General features: G+C 62.9%; 1 protein-coding gene. It reads left to right on the top strand.

Going from position 1 to position 264, the window contains the following annotated elements:
- Positions 1-264: membrane dipeptidase (locus tag ACM0OZ_RS49335; RefSeq protein ID WP_414590234.1), on the top strand; the 264-nt coding region annotated here is incomplete at both ends.

Below are 264 nucleotides of genomic sequence, written 5' to 3'. Positions count from 1 at the left end.
CAGCGCCTTGCGGGTTCAGTATGGTCTGTCGCCAGAGTTTTCTGCGCCGAACGACGGTTATGGCGGACTGGGCGACCGTCAGCAGGCCTTCCTTGATGCGCTGAACCCGCTGCTGCCGCGCGCGACCGTCAGCGATTATGTCGACCAACTGGACTATGTCGCCAAGCGGATCGGTTGGGATCATGTCGGCGTCGGCACCGACTTCAATCACGGCGCCGGGATCATTGGTTTCGACAGTGAGGCCGAGGCGCCGAACGTGACGCG

The organism is Scytonema sp. PCC 10023 (assembly GCF_963920835.1).
Lineage (GTDB): Bacteria > Cyanobacteriota > Cyanobacteriia > Cyanobacteriales > Nostocaceae > Kalymmatonema.
Note: the sequence above shows the minus strand (reverse complement) of the source record. Positions and strands in the feature narration are given on the sequence as shown.